This window comes from Iningainema tapete BLCC-T55 (assembly GCF_014698965.1).
Lineage (GTDB): Bacteria > Cyanobacteriota > Cyanobacteriia > Cyanobacteriales > Nostocaceae > Iningainema > Iningainema tapete.
Genome location: NZ_JACXAE010000043.1, coordinates 144,157 through 150,215, shown reverse-complemented (window position 1 = coordinate 150,215; position 6,059 = coordinate 144,157). Strand labels below are relative to the sequence as shown.

The 6,059-nt window shown below is 42.4% G+C and carries 5 protein-coding genes; 2 read left to right on the top strand and 3 right to left on the bottom strand.

Going from position 1 to position 6,059, the window contains the following annotated elements; translation table 11 throughout:
* Positions 1-100 precede the first annotated feature (100 nt).
* Positions 101-1,045 (top strand): calcium-binding protein, encoded by a 945-nt coding sequence (locus ICL16_RS47670; RefSeq protein ID WP_420485271.1) that lies wholly within the window; start codon positions 101-103, stop codon positions 1,043-1,045.
* 261 nt (positions 1,046-1,306) lie between these two features.
* Here ICL16_RS47670 and ICL16_RS12025 read toward each other — a convergent pair whose 3' ends face one another.
* Both ICL16_RS12025 and ICL16_RS12020 read right to left on the bottom strand, forming a co-directional pair.
* Positions 1,307-3,232: a CocE/NonD family hydrolase gene (locus tag ICL16_RS12025; protein ID WP_190827776.1), complete on the bottom strand. Its 1,926-nt coding sequence runs from the start codon at positions 3,230-3,232 to the stop codon at positions 1,307-1,309.
* Positions 3,233-3,266: 34 nt separating this feature from the next.
* On the bottom strand, positions 3,267-3,650 hold the full coding sequence (locus ICL16_RS12020) for a hypothetical protein (RefSeq protein WP_190827774.1): 384 nt from the start codon (positions 3,648-3,650) through the stop codon (positions 3,267-3,269).
* 274 nt (positions 3,651-3,924) lie between these two features.
* Between ICL16_RS12020 and ICL16_RS12015 the strand changes: the two genes are divergently transcribed.
* On the top strand, positions 3,925-5,316 hold the full coding sequence (locus ICL16_RS12015) for a sensor histidine kinase (protein WP_190827772.1): 1,392 nt from the start codon (positions 3,925-3,927) through the stop codon (positions 5,314-5,316).
* A gap of 40 nt (positions 5,317-5,356) precedes the next feature.
* On the opposite strand, the gene ICL16_RS12010 is transcribed toward ICL16_RS12015, so the two are convergent.
* The gene (locus ICL16_RS12010; RefSeq protein ID WP_190827770.1) at positions 5,357-6,034 is read right to left on the bottom strand and encodes a response regulator; all 678 of its coding nucleotides are present in this window, start codon (positions 6,032-6,034) and stop codon (positions 5,357-5,359) included.
* Positions 6,035-6,059 lie beyond the last annotated feature (25 nt).

Genomic DNA, 6,059 nt, shown 5'->3' with positions numbered 1-6,059 from the left:
ATAAATTTTAGCTTGTTTAAACTAGTCAGTCCTGTTTTATATTAAAAAAATTCATCACCATTAATTCTGAAGACCCGGCACTGGTGAGGATTTTGAACTTATCGATCCCAATCGGTTCACGCAGATCCTCAATGACTATACCACCGCCTTCTTTAATCAACATCTTAACAATCAGGAAAGTCCTCTACTGGCTGATAGTTTCTTCTCTCGAACACAAGCTTATCCAGAAGTCATTTCCCAATTTTACAAGGGAGAAAATATTACCTCTGACAAAGACGGTGATGATGTACTCTATGGGGGGCAAGATAATGACTTACTTCATGGAGGTAGAGGTAATGATGTCTTAAAAGGGAGCAACGGCAGCGATGCTTTACATGGAGGTGGAGATGATGACTTTCTCCACGGTGGTAGAGGAAATGATTACTTATTTGGTCAGGACGGCAAAGATTTCTTATACGGAGATGGAGGGGATGATTTTCTTCACGGGGGTGGAGGGGATGATTTCTTAAAAGGGGGCAACGGCGATGATTCCCTCATTGGTGGTGATGGCAAGGATACGATTAGCGGCGGCAAAGGTAATGATATTCTCAGTGGTGGTGCAGGTGATGATATCTTAATAGACACTCAAGGTAACAATATTCTCTATGGCGACGCTGGCGATGATTGGTTGCACGCAGATTGGGGGGATAACGAACTTTATGGCGATTCGGGTAATGATATCCTCATGGGTGGCTCCGGTGACGATAGATTGAATGGTGGTACGGGCGACGATCTGCTCATTGGCGCCGAGGGGCTTGATCGATTTTATCTTAGTAATGGCAAAGATATTATTCAAGACTTTCAGGATGGTCAAGATTTTTTGGGGCTGCCGACGACCATCAATGACACCCCTCTCAGTTTCAGTGACCTTGATGTTATTCAGGTTGGGCTAAATACTGAAATTCGCTGGAAGCTCCTTGGCTTAGACGATTTGGAAAGCCAGATGCATGTAACCATTCTCCAAGGGATTCAACCTAGTCAAATCACACTCCACGATTTTGTGTAAATGACATATAACACCAATTCTCCTTGTAGTTGCAACACATTTGATCCCCCCAACCCCCTTTACAAAGGGGGGGCACTAAGGGATCTTACGTGCTTTCAACTTTTCTTAAGTAGGAAGAAGTAGAGCTTTTATAGCAGATTTCAACTTAATGAAGTACAAAAATACCCCACCCGCGCTGTCGCGCACCCTCCCCTTACTAAGGGGAGGGTAGGGAGGGGTGTACTCCACCCAGATGCAAAGCGCTGTATCTAATAAATAATCTTAATGGAGGTGTTCATTTCTACGCTTCATTACAGGTAGATCGATGTAGGAAGCATTAACTACGTTACGCAGGATGCTAATTTCTGGTGTGCCAACTGCAGGATAGCGGGTGAATAAGTCCTTGTCGTGTCCGGCGATCGCCACTCGAATGCGGTGTCCTCTTTGAATTTGTACCGAGGTTGGCAGAAGATTAAATGAGAGTTCAGTTACCTTTCCTGGTTCAAAAGGCAAGCTGTCTTCACGTTTAAAGGAATGGTAAGGACCAAAAACAACATAAGGAGGAGATTCATTGGATATCTTGCGATGAATGGGACGCAACTGTCCTTCTGTAATATATGTGATATTGCCGTTTTCATCTACATCTTCTAGGTAGACGAAGAACGCACCATCGTTGGCAGTAGAGGTAACATAGAGAGTAACTACCGGATGACCAGTAATTTCCACATCGTGTCGCAGTGGTTCACTGGTGTAAGTGAGCAGCTTTTTATCTTCTTCTGTACGGTTAGGGAAAACCATCTTCTCAAAACTCTGCCTCCAGCGACTATCAGGACCGGTGGTTGCTTCAAAATTAACGATGTACTTATCTTGTTCACTGTCGCTTGTTGGAGATTTCTCAGTCAAACCGTTATTCTCTGCAAAGAATAAACGTTGGTAGCTCATACCTTTGGGGGGCCAAACAGTTGTTGTTTTCCACTTTTCCTCGCCCATAGTGTAGTACTTAATTTCTCGTTTCAACTTCGGTTTGCGATTGTTGTCTTTAAGATAGGCGTCGAAGAAGTTGACAATATCCGCAAGTTGTTCTTCACGAGATGGATTGACAGGCGTATCGGCAGGTACAAAAGGATTGGCATTGCTATATGCTCCGTGAGTCCAAGGACCAAGAATTGCTTTTTGGGGATTGCTATATGCCATGAAATGGTTTAACACTCCCTCTGCTGTTCCTGCATCGAACCAACTAGCCCAATGATAAATTGCCACATTAGAGCGTTCAATATCTTCTTTAAATTTGTAGATGCTAAAGTCTTCTGTAATTCCTCCTAATCCGTCAATAAGATCGTCGCGATAGGTAATTTTCTGAGCAGCTGAGAAAAAGTCAAAATTGTTGGTTTGTTGTTGGAATGCGGCTCTTAGCAGTTGCTTGTCTTTGTCTTCATCTACAGGTTTCGGTCCCTTAAAGCCTGTCTTAAAAAATTCTTGGCAGGCTGGTTCTTGCTCAAATTCCTGTAGATTGCAAAGATTTGGTTTGGTTTGTATGCCCTTGACTACCGATTCAACAAAGACACCTCCAGGAAAGTATTGTTGAGCATAGAAGTCGAAGTCAAAAGACACAGGAACAACCGCCTTCACAGCAGGGTTGTTAGTTACTGTCAAAAACTCAGCAGTACTGCCATCTGCGGAAGTGCCAAAAGCACCAACTTTTTGGTTTGACCAAGGTTGAGCTATGATCCAGTTAACAACTGCGTTGTAATCCTGAATTTCGTTCTTTGACGTGGATGGATTTAGAGCAAGGTTCCCAAAAGAGGCTCCCGTGCCACGGGCGTCAACGAGCACTACAGCATAACCTGCCTTGTTAAAGTAGTCGGTATACCCTGGGTTGAGATAATACGGGTTTCTCTCCGTGGCATTTGGGTCATTTTGTTTACTTTTATCTACTAATTCCGTTGCACGGTAGTATGGTGTGGTTCGCATTAAAGTGGGAATTTTGCTGCCTGGTGTCACCTTTGGCAGCCATACGTCAATAGCAATTTTTGTCCCGTCTTCAGCGGTAACGTATAATGCTTGGTTTCTTGGGTAATTACTTGAGATGAATGCTAAGGTTTTCTGGTAAATTGAACTACCATTAGCAAACGTAAGTAAAAGTACTAGACTTATTGTGAATACGCCAACAAAAGATAAACTTTTGCACCATTTAAAGTGATTGAGCATAGTGAAAATTTCTCCAACTTGGGTAATCAAGGAATTATGGATCAATTATGATTGGCGGTAGTAAAGGGTAGTTTCTCTGGCGGTAGTAGCGATTGTAACGCCCGTCATAAAGAAGATTTTGGAGTTTTCTGTAATCTCGATCCAAACTACGGATTTCTTCACGGATTTTTCGACGGCGATCGCGCATTTCACGGCGAATTTCGCGACGGCGATCACGTATTTCGCGGCGACGTTCTCTGTCGTAGTCCCTATATCGGTCGTCCCAACTTGATAACAGTACTGTGTTATAAATATTGTTAGTAGACTGTAGAGACGCGAAATTTCGCGTCTCTACAGCGAATGTAGGTGTTGCTACCAGGGAGACGAAAGATGTTGCTAAGAAGGATAAGCTTGCTTTGAAGAAAATCTTACTGTTCATGTTTTTTACCTATTGAAATTAGACTCACATAGATCTAACTGGCACAAGCTGTAACAAATTTCTGGAACTGACATCAATGTAAAAGAGAGTCTTGTCAGCTACATCGGTTAGTAGGTTCAATTAAAAAGACAATGTGTTTTGACCGATTGGACGATAGTGTCAGATTTAAATACATGGTAGTTTTGAGGCTATTGCTAACTTATGAGCGTGAGGTTCGCACCTAAAGTAGTTTGTGAATAATCAACTGAAGACAAATCACCATTAATTTTTGTTTATGGCATCTCAAGCCAACAAATTGGTATTAACAGGCAAAACAACTCTGAATTTGCTGATTCACTTAATTGGAAAGAGATTGAAGCTTTTGTTAACTCCTAAAGAGTCGGCAGATTACAAAGTCTGGCGAAACCAGTTTCTGTGGCGGCGTGTTGGCTTATGCTTATGGTTGGCAATGCCCATATGGTGCTGCAGCATAATTTTAGTACTTTATTTTAAGTTCTACTTTCAAGTACCAGCAGATTTTCCCAAGGAACTCGTTCCTGTAGTAATGAAGCAGCTTGACTCAGCCATCATTCATGATTTAGCTGTAGCACCGTTGTTACTCACCTTATTTATACTTCATAGAACTAAGTGGGGTTATCGTTATCCAGCCGTGATTTTTCTGTGCTTCTCCTGGTTAGCCACACTTTTACAGGAAGTAGTTGCAACTCTCAACGGTTTTGCTTTGGGAAATGATGATATGTGGCGTCTGATGTTTATGGCTCAAGCAATTCTCGTACCAGTATGCCCTGTACTGCATTTAGTGTCACAGTTAAGTGTACTGGCTTACTATATAGGTATAAACTCGGCACTTGGCTTAACTCCCTACACTGAAGGACCCCGGCTTGTCACTGGACTTGTTAATGTGGGATGGTTATTGATGATATTTTGGTTTTGTTTCATCTGTAACTTAGGCGTGTACATGTATGAACGTCTGCAACGAACAGAATTTGAATCGCGCCGGGAATTGCGAGTTTTTTTACATGCTATTTCTCACGATCTGCGCACACCGTTGATGGGTAATGCTATTGTCCTACAAAATTTGTTGAAAAAATCTGATTCACTAGTTAGTACCAGAGTGCTGGAGCGTTTGCTGGAAGGGAACTCGCGTCAAATCAATTTACTTAACTCATTGCAAGAAGCTTACAATTTAGAAGTGCGAGGGGTTACACTACACTGTCAGCCACTGCAACTATGTACTGTAGTGATATCAGTCCTTTGTGATTTGGAACCATACATAACACAAAATAGAGTAATAGTCAAGAATTTGGTAAACGCTGATTTACCTCTAGTCAACGCTGATGCGATTCAGCTAGGGCGTGTGTTCTGCAATCTAATTTCCAATGCCCTCAAACATAATCCCCACGAAATTACTTTGACTTTGGATGCTAGGGTAAAAGGTAAGAAAATACTCTGTTGTGTGCAAGATAACGGGGTGGGGATGAGCCAAAAGCAGTGTGACAGAGTGTTTGAACTTTATGCGCGGGGTGAGAACGCCCGTTTTATGCCCGGTTTGGGTTTAGGTTTGTACGTGTGTCAGCAAATCATTACAGCACACGGTGGAAAAATTGGTGTGAAAAGTCAACCTGGTAGTGGATCAACCTTCTGGTTTACATTACCTATTATTTAGAACTTACTTTTTGTGGGGTAGGCTTCTAGCCTGCCCAAGTTCAAGAAACTAATCCTTTGCGTAGTGCCACAACAGCCGCTTGCACTCTATCATCTACAGCAAGTTTATTCATAATACTACGGATATGAGTCTTCACTGTACTTAGGCTCAGATAAAGTTCAGTTGCTATTTCCGGATTACTTTTACCTTCAACCATTAGTTTCAAAACTTCTAACTCCCGTGATGAAAGTTGACCAATGTTATTGCGGGGAGACGGAGGTTTAATATGTTCAATTATACTTCTAGCAATCAAGGGATCAAGGTAGGTCGCCCCAACTTCAGCAGCACTGAGAGCTACTGACAACTGCTCCAGACTTGTACCTTTTATACAGCAGGCATCAGCACCACTAGCTAAGGCAGCAATCATCTCTGTCTCATTCTGGTGCGATGTCAACATTACTACCCGTACTTGTGGTAAATTTGCTTTGATTTGCTTTGTCGCCGCAATTCCATCTAACTGGGGAAGACCAATATCCATGATGATTAAGTCAGGCTGGAGTTTAGTGGCTGCTTCTACTGCCAGGTATCCATCGCCTACCATGCCGACGATCTCAAATTGAGGGTAATCTTCAAAAAACTGCTCTAAACCAAGTAACATTACTGGATCGTCTTCCACTATTAAAATCCGTTGTAGTGGTTGATGAGGTTTGCGATCGCCTTCTAGTTTGGTCGATGACATTCGATTGACACAGCTTTACCCAAAT